This window comes from Psychrobacillus sp. (assembly GCF_032154225.1).
Classification (GTDB): domain Bacteria; phylum Bacillota; class Bacilli; order Bacillales_A; family Planococcaceae; genus Psychrobacillus.
The window spans coordinates 185,879-209,237 of record NZ_JALDYF010000007.1; the positions used below are offsets into that span (position 1 = coordinate 185,879).

The following is a 23,359-nucleotide window of genomic DNA, read 5'->3' on the forward strand; positions in this document are numbered from 1 at the left end:
TTATTTTCATCTCCTTAAAATAAAATGACTAGAAAACCATTTCGGTCATCTAGTCATTATAATACTCCGTATGATTTTAAAATGCAACCTTTTTTTATTTGCCATCTCCGTGGTTCATGGAATTATCCTCTTCATCTGGCATCACTTTACTCATATCTGGATTTCCAACGATTAGCTCTTGTTTTGGCATTACATGAAGGCCGTTCGCTGTTGTATGTGCGAACATATAATAAACACCGTCATGGTCAAATGAATACGTCGCTTCGTACACGCCATCTTTTGTATGTTTTCCTTCAAGCTTTTCACCGTGATCACGCATACCTGATTCCCATACTTCAAACTGCACTTGATCTGCATCATCTATTACTTTATCTCCTTGCGTAACTTTTGCTGATAAAGCAATTTCTTCTCCAACTGCTAATTTCTCTGCTGTTTGAATTTGTACTACTACTTCTTCTAATGTTCCTTCGTTATTTGATACTTCTTTATCTGAGCAACCTACTAGTGTTAATGTTGCTACTGCTATTGCGATCCATGTTTTTTTCATTCGAATAAATCCTCCCAAATAGGTAATGTAATGTGTACTGTCGTTCCAACTCCTACTTCACTTACGAAAGACAACTTTCCTTTTTGTATATCTACTAATTGCAATGCAATCGATAATCCTAAGCCAGTGCCACCGTCTGCTCTACTTCTTGCTTTATTGACACGGTAAAATCGTTCGGTAATATGCTCTAAATGCTCTTTTTCAATTCCGCATCCTTGATCGGCAATAGAAATAGTCGTTTCTTTTTTTCCTGTTTTATTAGAAACAGTAATGACCGAATTGTTTGGCGAATAACGAATGGCATTTTCTAATACATTGATCAAAATTTGCTTTGTTTTTTGTTCATCGGCATCTAATATTGTTTCTTCATCCATTAATGTCGTAAATATTATCGCTTTTTCGTTCGCAAGTGGTTGTAGGAGCTGTTGCACTTCTCGAATCGTTTCTGCTAAAACAAGAGGTCCACTCGCCACCTCTTCCTTGCTTTCAGATCTTGCAACTGTCAATAAATCATTCGTCAGCTTTTGCATTCGGTTCGCCTCTCGAACAATAAGCGAATAGCCTTCTAATTTTTTCTCTTCCGGAATAAGCTGCTGTTCAAACGCTTCACCGTACCCTTTTATATAACTAATTGGTGTACGGAGTTCATGTGAAACAACCGATAAAAAATCGCGTTTTTTATCATCCTCTTCTTGAATCGATTTCGCCATTTGATTGAATGCCTGCGAAAGCTCGCCTATTTCATCTTGTGACTCCTCTTTGACACGCGTATCATATTTTCCTGAAGCCATTGATATCGCCGCTTCCTTTAGCTTAGCTAAAGGCGTAAGCACTCTTTGTAAGCTCTTCAGGCTGATAAATGCCATTGCCACTAATAAAAGAGAAACAATTGCGACTAAAAAAAGGACATCTTTGGAAGCCATCTCCGTCATTTTCGTTAACGGTACGTATAAATAAATAATTCCTTCTAGCCGATTTTCATCTACAAGTGGATAAATCACCGAGACTATTTCCCGATCAAAGCGACTTTCAAAGCCACGCTTCTTTACCGATTTTCCGTCAATAAGCTGTGCACGTTCTTCCGCCCCGATCAAACTATCATAGTCTATATCAAAAGGTAAACACGCACTTAACTCTCTCGGATTACGAACAGTAAACACTTCAAAATTTGAAAATCGATTATAGTCTTCCGTTTGTTTTATGAAGTCGTCTGTGACAACTCCTCCATCATATGTACGCTGTATATTTGCAGCGACTTCTTTCATCGAAGACTCCGTATGTTGCACATACAACTCTTCATATAAAAAGTTCGTTAAAACGACTAAAAAAACAATTGTAGTAGCAATAAATACAAGTAACAGCATCCAAATTTTAAAGCTCAGCTTCTTCATTGATTTACCTCAAAACGATAGCCAATTCCCCACACCGTTTCAATATACTTTCCTGCCATTGCTCCCAGCTTCCATCGTAATGTTTTAATATGCGTATCAACAGTACGGGTTCCACCTTCATAATCTAATCCCCAAAGTTTCTCCAACAGCTGTTCCCTTGAGTAAACTTTACTTTCATTTTCCATAAATAAATGAATTAGCTCATATTCCTTTAAAGTAAGAACAATTTTTTTGCCATCACTCGTTACTTGCCTAGCAGCAATATCATTTACTAAAACACCTTTTGTTATCCTATCACTATTTATCTGTATTCCTGTTCTCCTAAGAATTGCATCAATTCTTGCAGTAAGCTCGATTGCAGTAAAAGGTTTTACAACATAATCATCGCCACCAAGCACTAGACCTTTGACTAAATCACTTTTTGCATCAAGTGCCGTTAGAAAAATAATGGGAATGGACGTAAATTCTCTAAGCTCCTTACAAACCGTAAAGCCATCTTTTTTAGGCATCATCACATCTAAAAGGATTAGATCCACTTTTGAAGTTTTAACAAGTTGAATTGCGTCATCTCCATTTTCAGCTTGCAGTACAAGGAAGCCTGCTTTCTGCAAATGTAACTCGATTAATTTTCGCATATCTTGTTCATCATCCACTACTAATATTGTCGTCATTTACCGGCCTCCCTTACTAACAGTTGAAACGGTCCTTTTCCAACTTGCAATTCATCTTTCGTTTTTCCAGATTCTACAAAATATATATAATGATCATCGTAGCCTGCTACAACAATATCCCGTCCGAATTCCGCAATCGAAAAAGGATTGGCACCAATTTTAATCGTCGATAACACATTACCTGTTTCCGATATTTCATAAATGGAGCTACTGCCATGGCTCACTGCATAAATATGTCCGTTAGAAGCTTTGATCATATTAATAGGCATCATTGGTGCTTCAATTTCACCTAATGTATTTCCAGTTTCTATATCAAATACTTTGACCATTCTATTTGGTTTACTTCCAGCACCATGGCCGCCTAACCAAAGCTCTTTTCCATTTACAAGAAGCCCATGGGAGGAGCTAGGTATTGTCCATTCATCCACCTCTGCTAAATCTAATGTAAAAACTGATAGCATTTCATCTTTGAAGTTTACTACATATAAATGATCTTTATTCGCAACCATCGACATTGGGTAGTTTCCAGTATTCGCCGTGCGGAGCTGTTCCCCTTCTTTATTAAAAAGAGTAACCGTATTTTCTCTTCCATTAGCTATATAAATTTTTTCATCGTATGCATACGCAAAGGTTGTCCCTTCCGCTACGTTCAATGTAGCAAGCAGCTTGCCGGTGGACAATTGAATAAGTTTCGCTTCCTTGAGTGAAAAACCATACAACAATAGTAAATCGTCTGTCACTAACGTAAATCCTGTATATGCCTCATCCAATTCCCACGTTTCAAAAATCTGATGCTCAGGTGAAATAAAATCAATCGTCGCATCTACTGTATTTAAACTAGCTAAAAAATCGGTCGATGGATCAATTGATGGAAACGAAGGCTGTGCACAAGCACCGAGCAAAAATACGATCAATAGAATACTCAGCTTTCTCAATTATCCACCTCCATTTGCTCCATTGTATCGAAAACATGTGAAAAAAGTTTGAAAGAAATGTGAAAAATAATCTTTCTTTTACTAAAATAATGGAATCTGATATACCCGCTCGATTTTCTGAGATACTCATCCATTTTCGGAGATTCCGGTCCTTATTTTTTCAAAGCTAAAGCCTCTAGCAAAATCGCTAGAGGCTTTCTATTAAGACAAATGCTTTAATACTACATCTGCCATCGCATCTACGAATAGAGCTTGATCGTTCGGCATTGCTGGTCGCACATATGTTGCACCGATTTCATCGCAAACAACTTTACATTCATAATCGTTATCATATAGAACTTCTAAATGTTCTGCTACGAAACCAACTGGCATATATACGAATGTAGTGAATCCTTTTTCTTTATGCAAATCATGTGTTAAATCTTGCACATCTGGTCCAATCCAAGGCTCTGGAGTTTGTCCAGCACTTTGCCAGCCAACCGCATAGTTTTTCACATTTGCAGCTTTTGCTATTAATTCAGCTGTTTCATTTAACTGGTCTGCATATGGATCACCCATAGCAAGAATTTTTTCAGGTAAAGAGTGAGCAGAAACGATTAAGCAAGCTTTTTCACGTTGCTCATCTGTCATTTCAGCAAATGCAGCACTTACTTTTTCACTCCAATATTGGATGAACTTCGGCTCATTATACCAGCTTTCAACAGAAGTAATTGTTAAGTTGCCTAGTTTCTCTGCTTCTTCTTTAATTCGACCATTATATGACTTAATTGAGAATGTCGAGAAGTGTGGAGCTAATACCATGGATACCGCTTCTGTAATTCCATCTTTATGCATTTGTGCAACAGCATCTTCTAAGTAAGGTTCGATATGTTTTAAACCAATGTACAATTTAAATTCGATATCATCTTGCACTTCATTCAAACGCTTGCATAGCCCTTCCGCTTGGTTTTTCGTGATTTTCGCTAATGGAGAAATCCCACCAATTGCTTTGTAACGACTTGTTAAATCTTCTAATTGTTCATCGCTCGGCTTACGACCGTGTCTAATATGCGTATAATAGCGTTCGATATCTGCTTCTTCATATGGCGTACCATAAGCCATTACTAATAATCCCATTGTCTTTTTCATCATTGTCACCTCTAGAAAGTTTAGTTAGATTTTGCTGCAATAAGCTCTTTACTATATTCATGAACAAACGTCGTTAAACGTTTTAATGTATCTGGGCTCACTTCTGGGAATACACCGTGGCCAATATTAAAAATATGTCCCGGTTGCGCTACCCCTTGTTCAATAATAACTTTTGCACGTTTTTCTATTTCTGCCCAATCTCCAATTAAGTAAGATGGATCTAAATTACCTTGAAGAGGTTTCGTCAAACCTTTTGCACGAGCTTCTTCAATAGATAGTCTCCAATCTAATCCAATAACGTCTGCAGGTAGGTCATGCCATTCCATCGCTAAGTGACTTGCTCCAACACCAAAAGTAATAAGTGGAACACCTGTCTCACGAAGCTCTGTGAAAATACGTGTCATAATTGGTTTAATGAAAATACGGTAATCTTCTACATTCAGAGCTCCAACCCATGAATCGAAAATTTGAATAGCTTTCGCTCCTGCATTAACTTGAGCTTTTACATATACAATGATCATATCAGCTAATTTATCCATTAAAGCAAACCATGCTTGGGGCTCTGATACCATAAATGCTTTTGTTTTGTTGTAACTCTTAGAAGGTCCACCCTCAATCATATAGCTAGCTAATGTAAATGGTGCTCCAGCAAATCCGATTAATGGGACATTTAATTGTTCTGTTGTTAATAATTTTATCGTTTCCAAAACGAATGGTACGTCATCTTCTGGTGACAAATCTCCAAGGTTGTACACATCTTGTACTGTACTAATCGGATTCGAAATGACTGGACCAACACCTGCTTTTATTTTTACATCTACACCGATTCCTGGAAGAGGTGTAACAATATCTTTATAAAGTATTGCCGCATCCACATTATAGTTTTCAACTGGAAGACGTGTTACATAAGCACAAAGTTCTGGCTCATGTGTAATTTGCTCTAAAGAATATTTTTCTTTTATTTCTCTATACTCAGGCTGTGATCTTCCCGCTTGTCTCATGTACCAAACTGGTGTGTGAGAAACCTGTTCTCCTCTTGCAGCACGTAGTAGTGTATCGTTAAAAGTAGTCATTATTTTTCCTGCCTTTCTTCTTATGTAAACGAACTGTTTTCAAATATACGTTTCCACTATAGACGTTCTATGCCAAAATGTATATAAATAAAGCCAATTTGTCATAAATTTGTTCTGAATGGTAGTCTTTATTTAGACATAGAGTTTTTAAACTGAAATAATGGGAATAGTAAAAGAGATGAAAATAATTGGGAGGTATTTATATGAACCTATATATAACATCTGGTACACCTGAGTTTATGGAATCAATACAAGAAAAATACTCGAAGGAAGAAATATTTTTACTTCATGGGAAAGGAAATTCTTTATTAGTTCATGAAACGGAGAAAAAAACAGTCTTTCAAGTACCTAGAAAATTTGAGGTTGTCGAATCTGCCGGAAAATTTGCACATAATGGATATTTCGTTTTACATAATATCCCTATATCAGATGAAGGAAAACCTATTTTCGAATATCTTTATACGAACCTAACAAGTACGTTAGAAAAAGAGCCTGGCTTTATAGCACTTCGCGTATTAAAACCAATTAAATCAGACGTGTATGTCATTTTAACGGAGTGGACTGGACCAAACAGCTTTGATGTTTGGCAAAAATCTGCCGATATTAACTTTGACAAACTTGCGGATAAACAAAACTTTTTTACAAGTGCTCCGTACATTTCTACCTATACTTCTATCGAAAGTGATGAGCATTAAACAAAAAGGTTGTCCCTAAGTAGAAAACTACTTCAGAGACAACCTTTTATTATTTTTTCCCCAAACGAAGAGTTAGCTCAGATATTACTAATGTAACAATTGGTACAGCAATCATGAGTAATGTATACTCTCCTTGAATAAGTACACCAACTAGCACAAATAATGCTTGTCCAAATTGAATCATTCGAAGCAGTTTATGCACGGCAAGTTTTCTTGCATTCGTTTCTATTGGAAATAAAAGATCCATACGAAATTCATGTCCAGATAGTAACGCGTGTTTTAATTGAACTACCGATGCAAATGCAAGTGCACCTGTGAATACCATCGAAACCATAGGAAATGGGATGAAAATTGCTCCCACAACTGCCAATGCCGTTAATCGAACCCATAAATAAAAATAATCATTTGTACGAATAAACGTGCGCATTACTAAATAGAGTTGCGCATTCTTCGATGCATATGGAACAAGCTTATAAAAGACATCTAACATCTTTCTTCTTTTCGTCATTCCTCTAATATGCGGAACATCTGTAAAATAATTTGCAAATCGATAAAAACGCATCATTCGCGACTGTTCCACTTCAATGAAATGATCAAAAGGAAATGGCACTTCTTCCTTTTTCTTTTTCCAAACAAAAAAATACACGAAACTAATACATACAATCGCTATTGCAACAAAATAGTTGCCATTAAACACAAAGTAAAGTGTCGTGAATAGTAAAAGAAACCTAACAAAACGGTCCATCCAAATAGTCTTTCCACTAGCTGCCCAACGGTAATTAAACTCCACTTCGATACTCCAACTTTTCATCACACATACTAGTATAATAACAACAAAAATTTCCTGTCCCGACACTCCACCAATCTTCGTAAGCATCGGGATAGACACGACAAATGCTGCAATAGCAGGCAATATCGAAGTCATATATGTCCATCTTAACGCAGGTTTTATATACATATTTAACTTTGTTTCTAGAGGCAGAAAATAGACGCCATCCGCATTTTTCATCAGCGTCACTGGTGGACTAATTGCTAGCAACAAACTTATGATAAAAGCAACGAGTAAAAACACTGGAAAATCAGCAGGTGCAGTTATTAACCATTCACTATACGAATAACCTGCTGCCCCTAAAACAAAAGTAATGACAATTGCTAAATGACCAGACACGATAAACTTTAAATATTTTTGCAGTTCATTTATATAATGAACGAAACGTTTATTCCAAACCTCATGCAAATTTTTCATCTTGTTGTTCCTTTGTCATTTCAATATATAAGTCGTCGAGCGTTGCGTCAGGCATATTAAATACCGCTCGCAAATCTGACATCGTTCCTTGAGCACGAATTTTCCCATTGTGTAAAAGTAAAATTCGATCACAAAACTTTTCTGCTGTTGATAAAATATGAGTCGACATAAGGACAGATGCCCCTTCGTCTTTTCTCGCTTTCATTTGATCTAGCAACGATTGAATACCTAGTGGATCTAGTCCAACAAATGGTTCATCGATTATATACAAAGAAGGATTTACTAAAAATGCACACATGATCATTACTTTTTGTCGCATTCCTTTTGAAAAATGAGTGGGAAACCAATTCAAACGTTTTTCCATTCGAAACTCTTTTAAAAGAGCACCCATTCTTGCTTCGAATACACTTGCATCTAGATTATAAGCCATAGCCGTTAGCTCTAAATGTTCCTTCAATGTTAACTCATCATATAAAACAGGGGTTTCTGGAATGTAAGAAAAAGCTGTACGATACTGTGCAGGATCTTCCTTCATCGTTTTTCCATTCAATAAAATCGTTCCTTTTGCAGCATTCATTGTACCAATAATATGTTTAATCGTTGTACTTTTCCCTGCCCCGTTCAATCCAATTAACCCAACTAACTCTCCTTTACCAATGGAAAAAGTTAGATCATGCAAAACAGGCTTTCTAGTGTAGCCACCTGTAATATCATTTACTTCTAATACAGTCATTTCTGCACCTCACTTCTACTAAATAGTTTACCAAATCTTGTACGAAAAATCTTCTCTGAAAATGGTTAAACAAACCTGTCCTATTATATGTTAGAATTTTTGTAACATGAATAGGAGGTTTTTTTAATGAGCGATTGTATTTTTTGTAAAATAATTAACGGGACTATTCCAAGTGCCAAGATCTATGAGGATGAGCATGTTTACGCTTTCCTAGACATTATGCCATTAACAAAAGGACACGCACTTATTATTCCAAAAAATCACAAAGAAAATGTGTATGATTTATCCGAAGAAGAAGCAAGCAATTTGTTTAAAGTTGTGCCAAAAATTGCTTCTGTTTTGAAAGAAACATATGGACCAGTTGGAATGAATCTTCTCAATAATAACGGTGCTCCTGCTGGGCAAAGTGTTTTCCATTTTCATTTACACTTTATACCTCGCTATGATCAAACAGACGGATTCCGTGCTACTTGGCATACAAAAGAAAAATCGTTCACTCCAGAAGTTATTCAAGAATTAGCAAATGAAATATATGAAAAACTAAACAACTAATGGTTGCATTTTACTAGATTTCGATTTACAATCGTAATTAAGTTTCTTGCTAACGATCACGAGGATACGTTAGAGGAATCTTAACAAATTAGAGCTTAGAAAAGCTGAGGAGAGATGAGAAATGAATACGAAAAATTTAGTTTTAATGTCCCTATTAGTAGGGGTAGGTGCTGTACTGTATATTATTATCCCAGGATTTAATGGTGGGATGAAACCAGACTTCATGCTAACAATGATGTTCATCGGGATTCTACTATTCCCTGATGCGAAAAGCGTCTTTTTACTTGGTATTTCAACAGGAGTTATTTCTGGATTGTTTTCTACATTCCCAGGAGGATTTGTTCCGAATATTATAGATAAATCAGTAACAGCTTTCGTTTTCTTTGCATTAATACTTGTAGTAAATAAATATGCTAAAAAGTTGCCCATCGCAATTGCACTTACATGTGTAGGAACGCTCGTTTCTGGAACAGTATTTTTATCTACTGCGATTTTCATTTTTGGAGCGGATGTACCTTTCGTGGGTTTACTACTTGCAGTTGTTCTTCCTGCAATTGCTATTAACGCGATAGCATTTTTCGTTATTTATCCAATTATCGGCAAACTAATTAAAAGAACTAAATTCGAAACTGCCTTAACTGTTTAAATTAGTTGCTTTCCTTTTCGAAGGAAAGCTTTTTTTGTGCTGAAATATATGTTTTAATTAGCTTAAGGAATGGAATAATACTTATAGCAAAGGAGTGAGCTACATGAAGGCATCTCAATTAATAATAGGAATTGTAGCAGGGGCAATTGCAGGGGCGTCTGCGGTGTTACTTTCTACACCACAATCTGGAAACGAACTTCGATCTTCATTGAAATCTACTTCGCTTAATTTTCGTGAAAAATTATCCGATGTAAAATTACAATTACAAGATGTGAAAAGCTCCATTGAAAATTTAACGAAGGAATCAAAGGTAATAATTCCTCAAGCAGCAGAAGATTTTAAAACAAGCATTACTAAATGGCAAAGTGAAACAGCGCCAATCCAACAACAGCTTCAATCAGAAATTTCGTCCATTCAGCAAGCTTTGGAAGAATTAGAAAAAGTTTTACCAAAGCCAAAAGAAAAAATAAATGAGTAAAATGAGCATACATTTAATCTGTGATGGATTAATTGTATGCTTTTTTATATGAGTGCTTTAAAGAAAATCAGCAGTATTCCTTTATTAATTATCACGCGTATTGATTAACCATTTTATTCAATTTAATGGTTTCGGCAGGGATTTGCGCTACAGAGTCGGACGCTTACCGCGGGCACGGCTTAAATCTCCTCGTCGCTGTGCTCCTGCGGGGCTTTCTGCTCGCGCTTTTCCCGCTGGTGTCGCCGCCTCTTTCGCTCCAATCCAATGGTGCATGTCAGAAACTTTCAGGCTACCCTCTATTTAAAACTTTTCCAACTAAAGTAAATGAAAATAAAAAAGCATTGAAAAATAGAAAATGGATTGTCCCATTTTATCGTTAAGCCCTATGATTGCGAACCTATATAGATAGAGATTTACTTCATGCCGTAGCGCGTCGGGCCGCATGAGCCGAAGTATGAGACCCACTTGGGCGCAGCACAAGTTGGCTCATGCAAGGTGCGGCAAGCGCGAAGGCATAGTGGCTATTCACTAAGACGCACTATTTAGCACAAATTTTCAAGAAACAAGATAATCAACAGACGTAAGTAATTATTATAATATTAATAATATTTTCATATATGTTCTTTCTTCTTAGTTACTTTCTTGCTATAATGTTTGAAATAAATAAACTTAGAAAGTGGGGACAGTTATGGAAGATAAACTATATACATTAAAAGAAGCAATGCTCTATAGTCAACGTATTGCACAGCTATCAAAAGCACTTTGGAAGGCTGTTGAAAAAGACTGGCAAGCATGGATAAAACCTTATGATTTGAATATTAATGAACATCATATTTTATGGATTTCCTACCATTTAAAAGGAGCAACAATATCTGATGTTGCAAAATTTGGTGTCATGCATGTTTCCACAGCTTTTAACTTTTCCAAAAAATTAGAAGAACGTGGACTACTATCATTTTCAAAAAGAGAAACGGACAAACGAAATACGTATGTTAATGTAACAACTAAAGGTCAAGAGTTGCTCGAATTAATGTATGAAAACTTCCATGATACTCCTCATTCTGTTATTGATGGCTCTGTTCCTACAAAAGAGTTATATGGAAAATTCCCGGAATTTTTGGATGTCATGGCAGTTATTCGCAATATTTATGGTGACGACTTCATGGAAATATTTGAACGTTCTATTAAAAACATTGATGAATCTTTTCATAAACTGGAATAATATTAGTGAATGTAAGCGCTTCATAATTTTTAATATTTGAGAGTATTGCTTTTTAAATATAAAAGTCGTATTGTATGTATCTGAAAGAGTTCTATCAACTGATAGGAGATGCATACAAATTGCACTGCTGGAAAACAATTAACGTTAAAAAGCAATACGGTTTTGACAGGTTATTTCTACTATCTGCTCTACTCGTAATAACCGTCTTTTCATTCGCATATGTTTTGCAAGGAATTATTAGCGACACCGCTAAGTCTGACGATTATTTTTGGATTTTTGTATTTGCCTTTTTAAGTGTATATCCAACACATAAATTATTACACTTTATCCCGCTTTTCCGTTTCCGAAACAAAGTAAAATTCTCTATAAAAAAGCAATTTGGTTTTATGCCCGTTATTTCCATGCGCATTTTTGAACCAATAAATAAAAAACACTTTATATTTGTTTTGTTAACACCGTTTATTTTTATAAACATTGCATTAATTTTAGCTGCGATATTTATACCTATATTCGCTCATTATTTCATCATTTTATTCGCCTATCATTGCGGAATGTGCTTAATTGATTTAATCTATGTGAAAAATTTACTCAAGTCTCCAAAACAGGCTCTAATTGAAGAAACTGAAGCAGGTTATGAAATATTGGTAACGAGTTAATTTCTATCACAGTATCTTGTACTTGTAAATTTAGTTCCTTCTTTGATATGCTTACTTGTATATGAAGGGAGTTTAGACATGATTATTTTTACGTTAGTTCTATTCTCAGCATTTTATTTGCTACAAATTAACCGCATGACATACGCATTAGTAATGTCCAAAGAAATTCCAGAAGAAAAACATCCGAAGATTTTTCGTACGATAAATATATTAATTACGATTCTTCTTGTTACCTTCTATGTTGAATTAGCTTACGCAGTTTAATAGAAAAATTGACCCAGCATCATATAATATGATGCTGGGTCATTTCTTTTTATGTACGAAAAGAGGAACCAAGATCGAATACACGATCTTAGTTCAGCCCTTTATTAGTAGATAAACGCTGCTCCAACAATGATTAACAAAATAAATAGAACTACGATTAATGCAAAGCCGGAACCAGAACCAGTACCTTGATTATATTGACCACTCATTTTTAAACACCTCCTATTCCATGTATCGTATGCAATATTAAAAAAACTTGGTAGGCGAATGAGTGGGAACCATTTTCGTTTTTATTTCGTTTATGTTATAGTTACAACTGCAACTAGAAGAAGTTAGGAGAGATTTTCATGAAAAAAACAGTATTAACATTAACATTAGCAGCATCTGTACTAGCATTAGGAGCATGCAGCAGTGACTCAGCTAAAAGCGAAGTAATTGCAACTTCAAAAATTGGGGATATTACACAAAATGATTTATACGAAGAAATGAAGAATTCCATCGGAAATCAAGCATTTCAACTATTAGTTATTGAAAAAGTACTTGAATCCAAATATGATGTTACTGATAAAGAAGTAGATGCTCAACTTGCGTTAGACAAAAAGCAATTTGGTGAAAATTTCGAAGCAATTATTGCACAACAAGGTTACACTGAAGAATCGTATAAACAATACTTGTACTTAAACATCTTACAAGAAAAAGCGTTAATCGAAGGTATTGAAGTAAAAGAAGAAGACATCAAAGCAGAATACGAAAACATTAAAGATGAAATCAATGCACGTCACGTACTAGTTGCAGATGCTGCAACAGCTTTAGTCGTAAAAAAAGAGCTTGAGTCTGGTAAAGACTTTGCTGAAGTAGCAAAAGAATACTCTACAGAGCCAGCTGCTCAATCAAGTGGTGGAGAATTAGGTTGGTTTGGTAAAGGCGCAATGGTTGCTGAATTCCAAGATGCTGCATTCGCACTTGAGAAAAACGTAATTAGTGAGCCAGTTGAAAGTGAACATGGCTTCCACATTATTGAAGTTACGGACAAGCGTACGATTGAAGAATCATATGAAGATAAAAAAGCAGAGCTTGAAAAGAAATTAAAGCTTGCTAAAGCAGATACTTCTACATTGCTTCCAAAAGTAGCGAAAATGATGAAAGATGCTAAAATTGACATTAAAGATGAAGATTTAAAAACATCTCTTGATGAATTTTTAACTGCTGCAGATACTGACACTAAAAAAGATAAAGATAAAGATAAAGATAAAGAAGAAAGTAAATAATAATCTTTTCATACTAAAAGCGTAAAGGCTCTAGAGCCCTTACGCTTTTTTGTGTTTTATTCAAATGTTGGTTTGTAGAATGAACGGTTTTCTAATGGGAATAATCGCTCTGTAAATTCTCCAGGATTCGTTTTATCCAGTGCCCGATTCAGCATATTCATTTTTGCATCAATATTATCGATATAATGCAAGATTTCAGCTTCTCGTAGCATTGGACGTTTCGGACTTCCCCACTCTTCTTTTCCGTGATGAGACAGCACCATATGTTGAAGAAGCATCACTTCTTCCCCTTCAATTTGTAACTCCTCAGCCGCTTTTGAAATTTCATTGACCATAATTGTAATATGCCCAAGCAAATTACCTTCAATCGTATACGTCGTTGCAACTGGTCCTGAAAGTTCTACTACTTTTCCTACATCATGTAAAATAATTCCTGCGTATAGTAAATCTTTGTTCAACGTTGGATACAAATCGCATAACGACTTGCCCAGCTTTAACATAGACACGACGTGATCGATTAATCCTGAAGCATAATCATGGTGATTTTTAGTTGCTGCTGGAAAAACCATAAATGCTGTCTGATGCTTTTTCAATAAATGGCGGGTAATCCGCTGAATGACAGGATTTTTCATTTCAAAGAAAAATTGCATAAGCTCTTCCATTAACTCTTCTTTTGGCTTCTCTGAAGATGGTACAAGGTCATTTATCGCAATAGGTTCATCCGTTTTTACTGGACGAATGCTTTTTACTCGAAGTTGAAACTTCCCACGATAATCTTGAATTTCTCCACCTACACGTACAATTTGTTCTGCCGTATATAATTTTTCATGTTCTTCATTTGTGTCCCATAGCTTTGCTTCAATATCTCCACTTTTATCTTGCAATATAAGTGACATAAATGGCTTTCCTACGGTTGTCACGCCTTTTACAGATTGTTTTATTAATAAATAATGATCGACTGGCTCTCCCACTCGTAATTGTGTAATACCTTTCATCGTAAAACGCCTCCACTTCCCGATAATAATGTCGCTACTTCTACGATATGCACATCTTTCCATTCGTATCGCATCTTTTCATGACATGTAAAATACAGCAGTTGATGTTCTTTTTGTAGCTCCATCATTAATTGTACCACTTGTTGTAATCGGAAACGATCGAAATGTACAAACGGATCGTCCATAATAATAGGGAAATTAATCTTCTTTTTTAGCGAAATAGCAAGTGCAATACGAAGTGAAATATATGCTTGCTCTTTTGTTGCTTGGCTTAGTTCGACTATTTTAAATCGCTGTCCATTTGCTTTGACTGCTTCAAAGTTTCCTTCTGGTGCTAAGACGAGATGTTCATATGAGTTACTCGTAAGCATTTGAAAATAGCGTTGAGCAAGTTCTAACACTTCTGGTAAACGTTCTTCTTTTAATTGAAGCATTAGTTGCTTAATTGCTTCTACCACGGCTTTATAAGCAGCCCATTTTTTTACGCTTTGTAGTAGCTCTTCTTTTCTCTCTTCTAATAGTTGTAACTTTGCACTTTGAGTATGATTTTCTAACAATTGTTTTGCACTCAAATATAATGTGGCTCTTTCTTCAACTAACTCATTTCGCTTATTTTGGAGCGCTTGAAGGCTACCTTTCGTATCCATTTCAAAAGCTTCCTCAAAGTCATCGATAGCCATGTCATTTTCACCTAATTGCATTTGCAAATGAGCAAGCTCTTTTAGTAAAGACATTTTTCGCTCATAAACATTAAATGCCGAGTAATAATCGTTTTCTGTTCGTGCTCCCGCTTCTTGTAAAAGCTGTGTTTGTTGTCGAACAGTAGCTTCCAAATACATTGTATTTTCTTTAATCTTTGCTTCCATCATTTCTAATTTTTTCGTTATAAATGCATGTTCTTCTATTTTTTTCTTTTCTATTAAATAATATTCTCGAAGTTGATGGAATAACATATCTTCTACTAATTGGATTGCTGTCATATTTTTTGCCTGTTGAATAAGTTCTAACATTCTTTTTCTTACTTCATATAAATTTGTTTCCATTTGATCTAGCTGGATTTGCTGTTCTTGAATTTTTCTAAGTCTATTAAACATTTCTGTCAGCACACTTGATGACAATTGCGAGCTTATTTGATAGCTGTCTAAAAATGCATAGAAATTTTGATCGATTGCATGCTTTTCTTGTTCAAGCATATCCATTGCATGCTCCAGACGAGTTATTTGTTCCTGTAAGGCTTGCTGCTCCTTCATGAGTAAATTTTCATATGCTTGTACATCATTCGACTGCTGCATTGCTTTTTTCATGACATATAAACCAACGTAAACAATTGCGCAAATGCCGACTGTTACAACAGCAATCTTCCAATTCGATTGAAGAAAACTAAAAAGGAATCCTACAATCAGAATTGCTCCAATTAGTATCATTTCGATTCCACGTATTTTGTTTTTTGCAGTCGACGTGCTATTTGAACGTTTTACATCTTTTATCCGTTTTTGTCGCTCATACAAATCTTCTTTTTTTAGTTGCAATAAACGACCTTCTTGCGTTAACTCTTGGTCAAGCTGCTCCTGCTTTTTCAATAAAGAAACTAATTTTTCTTCTTGGTGGATGGAGACATCTGCTTCTATAATATGCGTTAAATTCTTTTCCCAATCGACACCAACAAGTGCCAACTGCTGCATCTGACTTTGCAAAGTTTTCGTTTGTTCTTCTTCAATTTGTATTCTTTTTGCCTTCAACTGATGCCATTCTGTTTCATATGCTAAAAAAGAGTGCAATGACTCCAATTGTTGCATCGTCAAAATATCATGGTTACTCGTTAATGATTGAAACTCTTCGTCTAACTGCTCATTTGCTATCTTTATATTTGTTTCTTTTTCTTTTAACACTTCAAACCGCCTAATGCCATCCGCCGGAAACGATTGATGCTGGACATTTTCTAAAGATTTTACTGTTTCTATTTCTTTTTCTTTAATTGGCTTTAGCTGTTTCCAATGCGTATATCGTTGTAGCTGAGTAGATAGATGGTTTTCTTGTTTCGTTGTTTCTTCTAATAGTATTTCTATTTCTTTTAATCTCTTAATAGCAGGCTCGTATTTATTCACTTCTTCTACTTGCATTTTCCACTCTGTTTCAATCGTCCTTAGCTCTTCTATTTGTTGATTGATTAACGGCTTTTTCCCAGTAGGCTTAAATAACTCCCCCATCTCTTTCACAAACTGTACTTCCACATTCGATAATGTATCCATCCCAGTTGTTCCTGAAGATAGCAATGTTCTTGTAAGCTCGTCTTCTGTCATTTTTTCAAAACCTTGCAATTGAAGCAATGAAAATGAAAAAATCGCTTCAAAATCTAATCGACTATACGAATGAAGTAAATACGCTAGCTCTGCCTCTCCCCCACGAGTTCCATCTTCAAAATAGAGCGTTACATCCCCGCTCGCTTTTCCTTTTACTCGTTCAATCGTTACTCGCTGCTTATCCGTGCTCAGAATTTGAATCTTCCCACCGTATGTAGCACCTGTTTTGGGTTCGTATCTTAATAACTGTGCATTTTTTTGTGGAAAACCAAAAAGTATATGCAAAATAAACTGTTGGATACTTGTTTTTCCCGCTTCATTTTCTCCCAAAAAAACATTTATGCCAGCTTTTAAATCGATTTCAATATTTTCATGTTTACCGAAACCATAAATATGGAGCTTTTCAATGATCATCTCTCACTCACTCCTTTCTCGTTACCATTTTAGAAAGAAGCTGCTCCGCTTCAACTATTGTTTCTTCTAAAAAATCTCCATCAATTGGCGGAAGAAATTTACTTCCCCTAGGATGTTGATACAAATCTTTCAATACTGTTTTCCACTCCGTAGCATCCCACTCATTCAACAATTCTATAATTGGTTCATACTCTCTCGTCTCTTCTTTGGAAAACGCCATATTCAACGACTGAATAATAATAAACGGATCATGACCTTCCAAACTTTCTTGAATTACTGCAAGCCATTCTTCCTTTGAAGAACTTTGAATCATTTCCTGTGTCTCTAGCGAAATATGCGTAAGCGTCAAAGCTAGTATGGCACTTCCATTCACAGCACGAAATTCATGAAGAGTTCGCTCAATTAGTTGAATCATTTCATTCGCATGAACTATACCTTCGCAACTGATTTCTAATTCATCATAAATAAATGCAGAGGATGAAATAAACTGAAGATCGACATGCTCTTTCGATAAAGAAACGTCATAAAATCCTTTCATGCCCTTTTCATTTCGATGCCTACTTTGTGTATTTCCAGGATAAACAATTGGTGGCTCTTCATGTATAACTTGTCTTTTATGAATATGCCCGAGTGCCCAATAATCGTAATGCTTTCCAATTAAATCGCTTTTTCGAAACGGAGCATACACATCATGCTCTTCATTTCCCTCCACACTCCCATGAAGCATCCCTATATGAAACTCATTTGCATCGCCAGCCTGTGGATAATTGACATGCATCGCCTCACGAACATGTCGCTCCTTATAGCTAAATCCTGTAATTTGCACATTTTTTCCTTTCACTTCTAGCCATTTCGTTTCCACGTTTTCCCCAAACACATATACATTGTCCGGAAGCTGAAAACGAACCCAACTGCCACTTAAGTGATCATGATTTCCATAGCAAATAAAAACAGGAACACCAGCTGTTTGTAAAGCATCCATTCCTTTTTGAAACAAATGCTGTGCACGCAGGCTTCTATTTTCCCCATCATAAATATCCCCTACAATAAGTACGAAGTCTGGTTTATTCTCTACTGCATATTCAATGATTCGCGTAAAAGCTTCAAATGTACTTTCTCGAATATTTTGCCACCTATTTTTCGGAATTGCAGAAATACCTTTAAAAGGGCTATCTAAGTGCAAATCAGCTATATGTAAAAAACGAATTTCTGTCATCCCAAACACCTCACTTAAGACGAATATTTGTTCTTATTTTATCATAAAAAAAAGACTCCATACAATTAATAGTATGAAATCTTTTCATTTTCTAGATGCTTTTACTAGCAATAATCGAACCAATTAAATAAGAAAACATATGAATTACCCAAACAGCAGTTATTAAGAAAAATGAAAGACTAGGACCTTCGACGAAAATAATAATCATCCATACAATCAAAATAACAATCGTCGTAGTTACCCAGGAAATAGATCGCGCTTTTTCATTAATCTTTGTATATCGTTCATCAAAAAGTCGCTTTTTCTTTCCTATCTTTCGGTTAATAAAAAATACAATCCCCATTATAACAATCGCAAGTGGTAAACCTACCAAAAAAGCTACAAGATCAAAGTTTTCAAACATCCTTTTCATCCCCCTCAAATATAAATAATTCTTCTATTGTACATTGAAACAGTCTCGAAAGTTTAAAGGCTAAAGTAATGGACGGATTATACTTTCCTTTTTCTAATGAAATAATCGTTTGTCTAGATACATCCAGCTTCTCCGAAAGTTCATCTTGGGTCATCCCTAACTCTATTCTCTTCTCCCGAACAAAATTCTTCATTCTTATCACCTCTTTTTGTAAAGCTAACTTTACGTAAAGTATACTTTACTTTTAATTCAATTGTCAAGCTGACTTTACATTTATTTTTCCGCTTTTTTATGTATAATTTCAAGTCTGTGAGTGTCTTATTTTTAGGAATTTGTACTAATAGGAAAGAAAGCCCTCCTTCGCACTTTACATATAATGCGTCTTAGTAGAGAAGTTTCCGCTAGGATTTTCGCTGCCGGGAGGACGCTTACCGTGGGGCGGACGGTGAGTCGCCTCCCTTTCGCTACAATCCATTAGGGCAAGTTACTTAGTTAGAATGAAAACCCTATTTTCGCAAGGTAGAAAAGATCATACTTCTATGTCGAGCAAAATAGACTTTCTTAACGAACAGCTATTATCCCCTTGCTGTACTAGGCAACTAGTGTTTCGCTATATATACATATTATTATTTATGGAGATTCGGACTTATTTATAAAAAATGGGGATTAATTTGCGATTTAGCAAGGGTCAATTTGTGATTTGCACTTTTCAATGCCGTCTATTTGCATTTGCCTCAAGATTTGTCATGCTTTGCATTTTAATTGGATAAGCATTCATTCGCTATTTTTTTGTAAGAAATAGTTCCTCCATTCTAAATAAGTGGCCGTCTCCATTGGATTGAAGCAAAAGAGGCGGCGACACCTGCGGGAACAGCGCGAGCTGAAGACCCTGGACTGAACGAAGTGAGGGAAGCGGCTGAAGCCGTGCCCGCGGTACGCGTCCGCCTCTGTAGCGAAAATCCCAGCGGAAACTCACTAAAACGCATTATATATAGAAAACGAACAAAATATAAAATTGAATAAAATGATTAATCGACAGGCATGGTATAATATATAATAAAGGGGTGTTAGTTCATGAAAACGTATAAATTTACTGCATTTGAACCAACTGGAAAGCTTATTGTGGAGGAAACTTTGACGTTCGAAAATGACGAACAGGCGAAGAAACAAGGGGAAGCTTATATTGAAGAAAAAGGATTTTTAGAAACGACACATCGTTTAGTAAATAGCTCTGGAAAACTTGTATTATTTCACGTTTAACGCATTTTAAAAGATGGAGGCTAATATGAATAATCTATCTGGAACAATTGCTTTATCTGTTTCTTTTGTTTTATTTATCTACTTAGGTGGTTTAAAAATGTCTTATTCATCTCAATATGATCCAGGATTTTTCTTTTTTCCTGTAATATTACTATTCATTTCATTTGCTTTTTTTGGAATGGAATTTATAAAGTTCAATAACAAACAATAGATAGTGCTGCATACAATGAGGTGAATAAATGTCCAATTTAGTAGAAATGGGTGTAATACATTGGATAGGAATTCTTTCTACATTGCTAATGATCTTATGCTTTTATTTTACCCTTACATTTTTCGAAAACTTGCGTAAAAACGATGAGCGCATAACGAAACAATCTAAAATAGCAGCAATCATTTGTTTCGCATTAGCCTTAATTATTCCATCTATCTATAACCTACTATTATTTTTATAATACCAATCCAAAAAAACGCTGATAATCACATATCAGCGTTTTTTGATAGAGTTTTATTCTCCTTTAAAAACTGGTTTACGTTTTTCTACAAATGCTTTTATACCTTCTTGGTGATCGGCAGTTTTACGCATAGCAGCTTGTTTTACCGATTCTTTTTCTAAAATGACTTCTAGTTCTTTTATTTGCCCTGCATGTAAAACTTCTTTTGATGCCATCATCGCAGCTAATGGAGATTGTAGTAATTTTTGTGCATACGACGTTGCAGTTGCAAACCCTAATCCATCAGATGCTACTTCATCGACTAATCCTAATGCTTTTGCTTCTTTCCCCGTAAGTAATTGGCCACTCCACATAAGTTGCTTAGCTTTTGAAATACCTACTCTTTCCTTCAAAAAGAAATGACCGCCTCCATCAGGAATAAGACCAATACCGATAAAATTCATCGCAAGTTTACTATTCTCTTCCGCTATAACAATATCGCAACCAAGTACCAAACTAAATCCAAGTCCTGCCGCTGCCCCGTGAACTGAAGCAATCGTTATTTGTGGTAATGTATACAAATTCATCGCTATTCTACTAACATATGACATCGCTTCTTCTATATTAAATGGATTTTCTGTATTAAGCATTGCTTTAATATCGCCACCTGCTGAAAATGCACGTCCCTCTCCTTTAATAAGCAATACTTGAATAGAACTATCTACCTTAATCATTTCTAAACAATCTGCTAATTCCTTCATCATTGTTTCATCCATTGAATTCATTGCCTCTGGTCTATTTAACGTCAAAGTCGCAATTCGTTCATTTTTTTCTAACACTAAAGTTTTATACATAGCGATTCCCCTTTTGTTTAATGAATGGTTATTCATTTTAATATTTCGACAAAACTTTTACTTCTCCTTCATTATTTGAATTTTAGTTCGATATATAAATAAACACACTACTATAGGGGGATAATCATGACAATATTTTCAAACAACAAAAGAAATCATTCACATGAATTACTTGATTCACAAATCAAAAAAGAACTTCCAAAAGTCCAGATTGCAACAAACTTGCATCCCCATATTATAGCCCAATTAAAAATGATTCAATTGAATAAAACAGACTTGGCAATTCTACGAGTGCTTATCCCTGTTTTAAAAGAAAATGTTATTTCTTTAGTTAGAAAATTTTATAATAACCTCGAACAAGAGCCTTCATTAGGAGAAATTATTCGGGAAAATAGCTCTGTAGAAAGATTAAGGACTACACTAGAAAGACATATTGGAGAAATGTTTGATGGTACAATCGACCAGCAATTTATAGACAAGCGAGTTCGTATTGCAATCGTTCACGCTCGTATTGGTCTTGAACCAAAATGGTATATGTCAGCTTTTCAAGATTTGTTAAACGGTTTTTTTCATACCGTATTTGAGCTTTCATACACAAGTGAAGAAAAACAAAGAATATTAAACGCTATTTCCAAAATATTGAACTTCGAACAACAACTTGTATTAGAAACATATGAAAAAAAACATCGAGAAGAATTAGAAATGGAATCCGAACGCAAATCAAATTTAGTTGAAACTGTTCGGTCTAATTCAAATTCTTTAAGTGATATCACAAAGAAAACAAACACAAATATTGAAATGATGACGAATGACTTGTCACTCATGGAGACACTTGCTTTATCTAACTTACAATTAGCTGATAAAATAGCGATAAATGCCAAAACTGAGCAAAAAAATATGAATACTACCCAACAACATAGTACAAATCTAAGAGAAAAAATGACGGAAATGTACGCTAATGTCGGGGAACTCCAAGAGTTAAATGGCAAGATTTCAAACATCGCCCAAATGGTGACACAAATTGCAAATCAAACGAATCTGCTTGCGCTAAATGCTTCTATCGAAGCCGCTCGTGCAGGAGAACATGGAAAAGGCTTCGCTGTTGTGGCGACAGAAGTACGTAATCTTGCCGAAAACACGAAGTCTTCTCTATCTGAAATTGAAGAAATTCTCATTGAAACAAATAACAAAACAAGTTTAATCACAACAAACATTTCTATTATTCAAGAACTTGTACAACTCGAAGATTCTTTACTTACTTCTTCGAGTAATTCATTTGTTGCAGTTGTTCAATCTATGAACGAGTTACAACAACAAAGTGATGAACTTTCGAAGCATATTAACACGATTTCTGATCGACTACAGTCTATTAGCGAAAGCTCCAACCAAATTAATACCGCAGCTTGTGACCTTGCTTCTTTTTAAAATAAAATAACACTTCTGTTGATTAACGGTTCTATTTAATTTTGTATTTTCGTTCGTTTTTAGGTAAAGTGCGTCTTAGTAAATAACCACTATGCCTTCGCGCTTGCCGCAGCTTGCATGAGCCAACTTGTGCACGCCAAAGTGGGTCTCATCCTTCGTCTCATGCGGCCCGACGCGCTACGGCAAAAAATATTTGACTATTTATATAGGCTATTATTTATGGAAGTATGAACTTATCTATAAAAAGTGGCAATTAATTTGTTATTTAGCAAGGTCAATTTGCAATTTGAAGCTATGAACTTGTGATTTGCTCTTTTTTAAATGCTTGTATATTTGCATTTGCTTCAAGGTTTGCCAAACTTCGTATTTTACTTAGAATTTTGAAGTGTTTAGTTGGAAGAGCATTCATTTGCCCTCTCTTTCAATGAAATAGTTCCTCCATTCTAAATAAGGAGCATTCCTTTTTGCGACGAGTAACCGCAGGAGCATTCCTTTTTGCGACGAGTAACCGCAGGAGCATTCTTTTTTGCGACGAGTAACCGCAGGA

27 protein-coding genes are annotated in these 23,359 nt (G+C 35.5%); 12 read left to right on the forward strand and 15 right to left on the reverse strand.

Annotated elements, in window-relative coordinates:
- Positions 1–94: 94 nt before the first annotated feature.
- The 6 genes from RUH95_RS11820 to hemE all read right to left on the reverse strand — a co-directional run bounded on the left by RUH95_RS11820 (position 95) and on the right by hemE (position 5,745).
- On the reverse strand, positions 95–547 hold the full coding sequence (locus RUH95_RS11820) for a FixH family protein (RefSeq protein WP_313893071.1): 453 nt from the start codon (positions 545–547) through the stop codon (positions 95–97).
- The gene (locus RUH95_RS11825; protein WP_313893072.1) at positions 544–1,938 is read right to left on the reverse strand and encodes a sensor histidine kinase; all 1,395 of its coding nucleotides are present in this window, start codon (positions 1,936–1,938) and stop codon (positions 544–546) included. The genes RUH95_RS11820 and RUH95_RS11825 overlap by 4 nt, the downstream gene beginning before the upstream one ends.
- Entirely contained in the window at positions 1,935–2,609 is a 675-nt protein-coding gene (locus tag RUH95_RS11830; RefSeq protein WP_313893073.1) for a response regulator transcription factor, read from the reverse strand. Before RUH95_RS11830 ends, RUH95_RS11825 begins: the two co-directional genes overlap by 4 nt.
- Positions 2,606–3,544: a YncE family protein gene (locus tag RUH95_RS11835; RefSeq protein ID WP_313893074.1), complete on the reverse strand. Its 939-nt coding sequence runs from the start codon at positions 3,542–3,544 to the stop codon at positions 2,606–2,608. Before RUH95_RS11835 ends, RUH95_RS11830 begins: the two co-directional genes overlap by 4 nt.
- A 201-nt stretch (positions 3,545–3,745) precedes the next feature.
- The gene (gene hemH, locus RUH95_RS11840; protein ID WP_313893075.1) at positions 3,746–4,675 is read right to left on the reverse strand and encodes a ferrochelatase; all 930 of its coding nucleotides are present in this window, start codon (positions 4,673–4,675) and stop codon (positions 3,746–3,748) included.
- A gap of 17 nt (positions 4,676–4,692) precedes the next feature.
- Positions 4,693–5,745, reverse strand: coding sequence for a uroporphyrinogen decarboxylase (gene hemE, locus RUH95_RS11845; protein WP_313893076.1), 1,053 nt, complete (start codon positions 5,743–5,745; stop codon positions 4,693–4,695).
- A 203-nt stretch (positions 5,746–5,948) separates the two neighbouring features.
- Between hemE and RUH95_RS11850 the strand changes: the two genes are divergently transcribed.
- A complete protein-coding gene (locus RUH95_RS11850; RefSeq protein ID WP_313893077.1) occupies positions 5,949–6,440 on the forward strand; it encodes an antibiotic biosynthesis monooxygenase family protein in 492 nt (163 codons plus the stop codon).
- Positions 6,441–6,489: 49 nt separating this feature from the next.
- Here the strand turns inward: RUH95_RS11850 and RUH95_RS11855 are convergent, their stop codons facing one another.
- Positions 6,490–7,686 carry an ABC transporter permease gene (locus RUH95_RS11855; RefSeq protein ID WP_313893078.1) on the reverse strand — a complete coding sequence of 399 codons (1,197 nt, stop codon included), beginning with the start codon at positions 7,684–7,686 and terminating at the stop codon, positions 6,490–6,492.
- Complete coding sequence (locus tag RUH95_RS11860; protein ID WP_313893079.1) at positions 7,670–8,419, reverse strand: ABC transporter ATP-binding protein; 750 nt, start codon at positions 8,417–8,419, stop codon at positions 7,670–7,672. The genes RUH95_RS11855 and RUH95_RS11860 overlap by 17 nt, the downstream gene beginning before the upstream one ends.
- A 126-nt stretch (positions 8,420–8,545) precedes the next feature.
- On the opposite strand from RUH95_RS11860, the gene RUH95_RS11865 reads away from it, so the two are divergent.
- The 6 genes from RUH95_RS11865 (at position 8,546) to RUH95_RS11890 (ending at position 12,237) form a co-directional block, all read left to right on the forward strand.
- Positions 8,546–8,971 (forward strand): HIT family protein, encoded by a 426-nt coding sequence (locus RUH95_RS11865; protein WP_313893080.1) that lies wholly within the window; start codon positions 8,546–8,548, stop codon positions 8,969–8,971.
- 121 nt (positions 8,972–9,092) lie between these two features.
- Positions 9,093–9,617 (forward strand): tryptophan transporter, encoded by a 525-nt coding sequence (locus RUH95_RS11870; protein WP_313893081.1) that lies wholly within the window; start codon positions 9,093–9,095, stop codon positions 9,615–9,617.
- Positions 9,618–9,720: 103 nt separating this feature from the next.
- The gene (locus RUH95_RS11875) at positions 9,721–10,095 is read left to right on the forward strand and encodes a YtxH domain-containing protein (RefSeq protein WP_313893082.1); all 375 of its coding nucleotides are present in this window, start codon (positions 9,721–9,723) and stop codon (positions 10,093–10,095) included.
- A gap of 688 nt (positions 10,096–10,783) precedes the next feature.
- Positions 10,784–11,317, forward strand: coding sequence for an HTH-type transcriptional regulator Hpr (locus RUH95_RS11880; RefSeq protein ID WP_313893083.1), 534 nt, complete (start codon positions 10,784–10,786; stop codon positions 11,315–11,317).
- 119 nt (positions 11,318–11,436) lie between these two features.
- On the forward strand, positions 11,437–11,973 hold the full coding sequence (locus tag RUH95_RS11885) for a DUF3267 domain-containing protein (RefSeq protein ID WP_313893084.1): 537 nt from the start codon (positions 11,437–11,439) through the stop codon (positions 11,971–11,973).
- Positions 11,974–12,051: 78 nt separating this feature from the next.
- Positions 12,052–12,237 (forward strand): hypothetical protein, encoded by a 186-nt coding sequence (locus tag RUH95_RS11890; RefSeq protein ID WP_313893085.1) that lies wholly within the window; start codon positions 12,052–12,054, stop codon positions 12,235–12,237.
- A gap of 104 nt (positions 12,238–12,341) precedes the next feature.
- Here RUH95_RS11890 and RUH95_RS11895 read toward each other — a convergent pair whose 3' ends face one another.
- Positions 12,342–12,446, reverse strand: a complete 105-nt coding sequence (locus RUH95_RS11895) for a YjcZ family sporulation protein (RefSeq protein ID WP_313893086.1) — start codon at positions 12,444–12,446, stop codon at positions 12,342–12,344.
- 138 nt (positions 12,447–12,584) lie between these two features.
- Here RUH95_RS11895 and RUH95_RS11900 point away from each other — a divergent pair, with 138 nt between their 5' ends.
- A complete protein-coding gene (locus tag RUH95_RS11900) occupies positions 12,585–13,505 on the forward strand; it encodes a peptidylprolyl isomerase (RefSeq protein WP_313893087.1) in 921 nt (306 codons plus the stop codon).
- A gap of 56 nt (positions 13,506–13,561) precedes the next feature.
- Here RUH95_RS11900 and yhaM read toward each other — a convergent pair whose 3' ends face one another.
- The 5 genes from yhaM to RUH95_RS11925 all read right to left on the reverse strand — a co-directional run bounded on the left by yhaM (position 13,562) and on the right by RUH95_RS11925 (position 19,035).
- Positions 13,562–14,500, reverse strand: coding sequence for a 3'-5' exoribonuclease YhaM (gene yhaM / locus RUH95_RS11905; protein ID WP_313893088.1), 939 nt, complete (start codon positions 14,498–14,500; stop codon positions 13,562–13,564).
- Positions 14,497–17,214 carry an ATP-binding protein gene (locus RUH95_RS11910; protein ID WP_313893089.1) on the reverse strand — a complete coding sequence of 906 codons (2,718 nt, stop codon included), beginning with the start codon at positions 17,212–17,214 and terminating at the stop codon, positions 14,497–14,499. The genes yhaM and RUH95_RS11910 overlap by 4 nt, the downstream gene beginning before the upstream one ends.
- A gap of 7 nt (positions 17,215–17,221) precedes the next feature.
- Positions 17,222–18,430 carry a metallophosphoesterase family protein gene (locus tag RUH95_RS11915; RefSeq protein WP_313893090.1) on the reverse strand — a complete coding sequence of 403 codons (1,209 nt, stop codon included), beginning with the start codon at positions 18,428–18,430 and terminating at the stop codon, positions 17,222–17,224.
- 91 nt (positions 18,431–18,521) lie between these two features.
- On the reverse strand, positions 18,522–18,833 hold the full coding sequence (locus tag RUH95_RS11920) for a DUF2178 domain-containing protein (protein ID WP_313893091.1): 312 nt from the start codon (positions 18,831–18,833) through the stop codon (positions 18,522–18,524).
- The gene (locus RUH95_RS11925) at positions 18,826–19,035 is read right to left on the reverse strand and encodes a helix-turn-helix transcriptional regulator (RefSeq protein WP_313893092.1); all 210 of its coding nucleotides are present in this window, start codon (positions 19,033–19,035) and stop codon (positions 18,826–18,828) included. The genes RUH95_RS11920 and RUH95_RS11925 overlap by 8 nt, the downstream gene beginning before the upstream one ends.
- An 881-nt stretch (positions 19,036–19,916) precedes the next feature.
- Here RUH95_RS11925 and RUH95_RS11930 point away from each other — a divergent pair.
- The 3 genes from RUH95_RS11930 to RUH95_RS11940 are packed head-to-tail and all read left to right on the forward strand — an operon-like array spanning position 19,917 to position 20,554.
- Positions 19,917–20,102 (forward strand): YhzD family protein, encoded by a 186-nt coding sequence (locus tag RUH95_RS11930; protein WP_313893093.1) that lies wholly within the window; start codon positions 19,917–19,919, stop codon positions 20,100–20,102.
- Positions 20,103–20,127: 25 nt separating this feature from the next.
- Positions 20,128–20,313: a hypothetical protein gene (locus tag RUH95_RS11935; RefSeq protein WP_313893094.1), complete on the forward strand. Its 186-nt coding sequence runs from the start codon at positions 20,128–20,130 to the stop codon at positions 20,311–20,313.
- Positions 20,314–20,341: 28 nt separating this feature from the next.
- Positions 20,342–20,554, forward strand: a complete 213-nt coding sequence (locus tag RUH95_RS11940) for a hypothetical protein (protein WP_313893095.1) — start codon at positions 20,342–20,344, stop codon at positions 20,552–20,554.
- A gap of 53 nt (positions 20,555–20,607) precedes the next feature.
- On the opposite strand, the gene RUH95_RS11945 is transcribed toward RUH95_RS11940, so the two are convergent.
- Positions 20,608–21,387 (reverse strand): enoyl-CoA hydratase, encoded by a 780-nt coding sequence (locus tag RUH95_RS11945; protein WP_313893096.1) that lies wholly within the window; start codon positions 21,385–21,387, stop codon positions 20,608–20,610.
- A 126-nt stretch (positions 21,388–21,513) separates the two neighbouring features.
- Between RUH95_RS11945 and RUH95_RS11950 the strand changes: the two genes are divergently transcribed.
- The gene (locus RUH95_RS11950; protein WP_313893097.1) at positions 21,514–22,812 is read left to right on the forward strand and encodes a globin-coupled sensor protein; all 1,299 of its coding nucleotides are present in this window, start codon (positions 21,514–21,516) and stop codon (positions 22,810–22,812) included.
- Positions 22,813–23,359 lie beyond the last annotated feature (547 nt).

Bases quoted from the DNA above. Each gene is read 5' to 3' on its own strand.
- RUH95_RS11820 (WP_313893071.1), bottom strand. From the start codon at position 547: ATGAAAAAAACATGGATCGCAATAGCAGTAGCAACATTAACACTAGTA.
- RUH95_RS11825 (WP_313893072.1), bottom strand. From the start codon at position 1,938: ATGAAGAAGCTGAGCTTTAAAATTTGGATGCTGTTACTTGTATTTATT.
- RUH95_RS11830 (WP_313893073.1), bottom strand. From the start codon at position 2,609: ATGACGACAATATTAGTAGTGGATGATGAACAAGATATGCGAAAATTA.
- hemH (WP_313893075.1), bottom strand. From the start codon at position 4,675: ATGATGAAAAAGACAATGGGATTATTAGTAATGGCTTATGGTACGCCA.
- hemE (WP_313893076.1), bottom strand. From the start codon at position 5,745: ATGACTACTTTTAACGATACACTACTACGTGCTGCAAGAGGAGAACAG.
- RUH95_RS11850 (WP_313893077.1), top strand. From the start codon at position 5,949: ATGAACCTATATATAACATCTGGTACACCTGAGTTTATGGAATCAATA.
- RUH95_RS11855 (WP_313893078.1), bottom strand. From the start codon at position 7,686: ATGAAAAATTTGCATGAGGTTTGGAATAAACGTTTCGTTCATTATATA.
- RUH95_RS11860 (WP_313893079.1), bottom strand. From the start codon at position 8,419: ATGACTGTATTAGAAGTAAATGATATTACAGGTGGCTACACTAGAAAG.
- RUH95_RS11865 (WP_313893080.1), top strand. From the start codon at position 8,546: ATGAGCGATTGTATTTTTTGTAAAATAATTAACGGGACTATTCCAAGT.
- RUH95_RS11870 (WP_313893081.1), top strand. From the start codon at position 9,093: ATGAATACGAAAAATTTAGTTTTAATGTCCCTATTAGTAGGGGTAGGT.
- RUH95_RS11875 (WP_313893082.1), top strand. From the start codon at position 9,721: ATGAAGGCATCTCAATTAATAATAGGAATTGTAGCAGGGGCAATTGCA.
- RUH95_RS11880 (WP_313893083.1), top strand. From the start codon at position 10,784: ATGGAAGATAAACTATATACATTAAAAGAAGCAATGCTCTATAGTCAA.
- RUH95_RS11890 (WP_313893085.1), top strand. From the start codon at position 12,052: ATGATTATTTTTACGTTAGTTCTATTCTCAGCATTTTATTTGCTACAA.
- RUH95_RS11895 (WP_313893086.1), bottom strand. From the start codon at position 12,446: ATGAGTGGTCAATATAATCAAGGTACTGGTTCTGGTTCCGGCTTTGCA.
- RUH95_RS11900 (WP_313893087.1), top strand. From the start codon at position 12,585: ATGAAAAAAACAGTATTAACATTAACATTAGCAGCATCTGTACTAGCA.
- yhaM (WP_313893088.1), bottom strand. From the start codon at position 14,500: ATGAAAGGTATTACACAATTACGAGTGGGAGAGCCAGTCGATCATTAT.
- RUH95_RS11910 (WP_313893089.1), bottom strand. From the start codon at position 17,214: ATGATCATTGAAAAGCTCCATATTTATGGTTTCGGTAAACATGAAAAT.
- RUH95_RS11915 (WP_313893090.1), bottom strand. From the start codon at position 18,430: ATGACAGAAATTCGTTTTTTACATATAGCTGATTTGCACTTAGATAGC.
- RUH95_RS11920 (WP_313893091.1), bottom strand. From the start codon at position 18,833: ATGTTTGAAAACTTTGATCTTGTAGCTTTTTTGGTAGGTTTACCACTT.
- RUH95_RS11925 (WP_313893092.1), bottom strand. From the start codon at position 19,035: ATGAAGAATTTTGTTCGGGAGAAGAGAATAGAGTTAGGGATGACCCAA.
- RUH95_RS11930 (WP_313893093.1), top strand. From the start codon at position 19,917: ATGAAAACGTATAAATTTACTGCATTTGAACCAACTGGAAAGCTTATT.
- RUH95_RS11935 (WP_313893094.1), top strand. From the start codon at position 20,128: ATGAATAATCTATCTGGAACAATTGCTTTATCTGTTTCTTTTGTTTTA.
- RUH95_RS11940 (WP_313893095.1), top strand. From the start codon at position 20,342: ATGTCCAATTTAGTAGAAATGGGTGTAATACATTGGATAGGAATTCTT.
- RUH95_RS11945 (WP_313893096.1), bottom strand. From the start codon at position 21,387: ATGTATAAAACTTTAGTGTTAGAAAAAAATGAACGAATTGCGACTTTG.
- RUH95_RS11950 (WP_313893097.1), top strand. From the start codon at position 21,514: ATGACAATATTTTCAAACAACAAAAGAAATCATTCACATGAATTACTT.